The sequence below is a fragment of the Collinsella aerofaciens genome (assembly GCF_040910325.1).
In the GTDB taxonomy this organism is placed as follows: domain Bacteria; phylum Actinomycetota; class Coriobacteriia; order Coriobacteriales; family Coriobacteriaceae; genus Collinsella; species Collinsella aerofaciens_BL.
In genome coordinates this window covers 1-2,338 of the sequence record NZ_JBDGAV010000056.1, presented here as the reverse complement: position 1 = coordinate 2,338, position 2,338 = coordinate 1, and the positions used below count along the sequence as shown (strand labels likewise).

The 2,338-nt window shown below is 69.0% G+C and carries 2 protein-coding genes; both read right to left on the bottom strand.

Going from position 1 to position 2,338, the window contains the following annotated elements:
- Positions 1-69: 69 nt before the first annotated feature.
- The gene (locus AB5Z25_RS10790; protein WP_006234068.1) at positions 70-897 is read right to left on the bottom strand and encodes an ATP-binding protein; all 828 of its coding nucleotides are present in this window, start codon (positions 895-897) and stop codon (positions 70-72) included.
- Complete coding sequence (gene istA / locus AB5Z25_RS10785) at positions 894-2,201, bottom strand: IS21 family transposase (RefSeq protein WP_035138955.1); 1,308 nt, start codon at positions 2,199-2,201, stop codon at positions 894-896. The genes AB5Z25_RS10790 and istA overlap by 4 nt, the downstream gene beginning before the upstream one ends.
- Positions 2,202-2,338: the final 137 nt, after the last annotated feature.

Sequence of the window (2,338 nt, the reverse complement as noted above, 5' to 3'; positions counted from 1 at the left end):
GAGATTGACCAATCCCGGCCGACCCATTTTAGCCAACACGCCCGCATCTATGACTTTCCTATCGCTTCCCTACATCCCCTCGGGCTGGATCCCCCTCACCTTCACCGCCTGGGGGACGGCCTCCACCGAGTAGGTGTCGAGCCCCCTGCCGCGGTAGCTCGGGCCCCGCATCACGAACACCGACGCCTTGTCGAACAGCCTGTCGAGGGCGCAGAGGAGCGTGTCGTCGCCCGTGAAGAACTCATCCCACCCGCTCGGGGCGATGTTGCTCGTGAGGACCATCGCGTTCGGCCCCTCCTTCTCGTAGCGCCTGTCGACGACATCGAAGAACAGGTCGGTGCACGGCCTGTCGTAGACGCATCTCCCCACCTCGTCAACGATGAGGCACGACGGCTTGACGAGCGAGGAGACGACCCGCGAGGTGTTTCCCCGCTGGACGGCCTTCTGGAACCTGTCCCTGAGCTCGGTCGCCTTTATGTAGTAGGTCTTGAGCCCCCGCATGCAGCACTCGCGCCCGTAGGCCTGCGCGAGGTGCGTCTTCCCTATGCCGCCGGGCCCGACGAAGGCGACGTTGCGGTGCGCGTAGAGGTCGGCCAGCGACGGGAGCTTGCCCAGCGCGGCCGCGTCCCGGCCCTGGATCCTGGAGAAGTCGAAGCCCTCGAAGGTCTTGGGCTCGCGCCTGGGCAGCCTGCTCAGCCTCAGCAGCGTCTCGATGGAGGCGAGCCTCCTCTTCTCCGCAAGGTAGGAGAAGGTGGCTGCCACGGCGGCCATCTCCCCGTCGCCGAGGTCGAGGTCCGAGGCGAGGGTCGCGAGCTCCTCCGCCCCGACGGCGATCCCGAGCCTCGACGCGGCGTCGCTCGCGAGCTCGTAGGGGCTCGCCCCCGCGCCCGCCATCATTCGGCCCTCCCGAAGTCGAACCTCTCGAAACCGGGTTTCGTCCTGGGCGGGGCGATTTGCTCGACCACGGTCCCCACCGGCTGGGTCGGCAGCTCCTCGGGCTGCGCCGGCGATGTCTCCCACTGCCCCTCGCACCAGCTGTCGGCGCCGGTGCCGACGGCGTGGGCGACGAGCTCGCGGGAGAGGTCGTCGCTGTATATGTGCACCACGCGCCCCTCCCGGTTCACCCTGCACTCGCGGCGGACGTACCAGTAGGGCACGCCGTAGCGGTGCCCCTCGAAGCTCACGAAGCCGTCGAAGGAGATCTTCCGGCGCGGGCACAGGTACCGCTCGACCTCGGCCGTGACCTCGAGCGGCCTGGTGTTCGCCGAGCACGCCGCCTCGTGCTCGCGCATCGGGACGCATGCCGCCGCGCGCCGCCAGCGGCCTCCCTGCTCGGCGCACCAGAGGGCGGCCTCCCGGTTGAGGGCGTCAAGGTCGGTGAAGGACCTTCCCGCGAGGAAGTTCCCCTTCACGAAGCGGACGAGCCTCTCCACCTTGCCCTTCGTATAGGGGTGGCGCGGCCTGCACAGCCTGGTGCGGAAGCCGACGACGCCCATGAACTCGGCGTAGTCGGCCTGCCAGACGGGCCGGCCGTCGGCATCGCGGCGGACGACCACGCTCTTCATGTTGTCGGTGAGCACGGTCGCGGGCACGCCCAGCGCCGAGAACGCGTGCAGCATCCCGATGAGGAGGTTCTCCTGGCGCGCGTTCGGGAAGAACTCGACGTGGGCGCCCCCGCAATGGTGGCAGACCATGGCGAAGCAGGCGATCCGCGCCCGCTCGCCGCCGGGGCGCTCGACCGCGACGAAGCCCCAGTCCATCTGGTAGGCCTCTCCGGGCGCCGTCCTGAAGCGCTGCCCGCGGCAGCCCTGCGGGGCCGCCTGCCGCCTCTTCGCGGGCACGAGGTCCCGGTGCGCGGCGATGTAGGTCTTCACCGTGGTGAGGCCGCCGGCGTAGCCCTGGCCGAGCAGCCGCTCGAATATCACCTGCGAGTTGGTGACGCCCTTCCGCAGGAGGTCGTCCACCAGGCCGGTGTGGCCGGCGAGCACGCCCGGCGCGGCCCTCCTCCCGCTGTTCCCGTGGGGCAGGGCCCTGAACCCGTGTGCCCTGACCGTCCTCGCACGGGAGCGGGTGAGCCCCGTCCTCCTGCAGAACTCCGCGAGGTTGCATGCCTGCGGGTCGAACCCGTCGCCCTCCTCCGCGGCCATCTCCCGGAGCGCCGCGTCTATAATCTCCTGTAGGTCATCGTGTCTCTCGTTCACCTCAATGGTCCTCCTAACGCCGGCGTGTTGGCACCACCAGCGTAGTGGCGGCGGGGAGGCACGGTGGCCATTATTCGGTGACCGGGATTGGTCAAAATAGTTTGACTATTAGCGGCTAAAATCGCCCGGCGCTAACA

Coding starts and splice junctions, on each gene's coding strand:
- AB5Z25_RS10790 (WP_006234068.1), bottom strand. CDS start 897: ATGATGGCGGGCGCGGGGGCGAGCCCCTACGAGCTCGCGAGCGACGCC.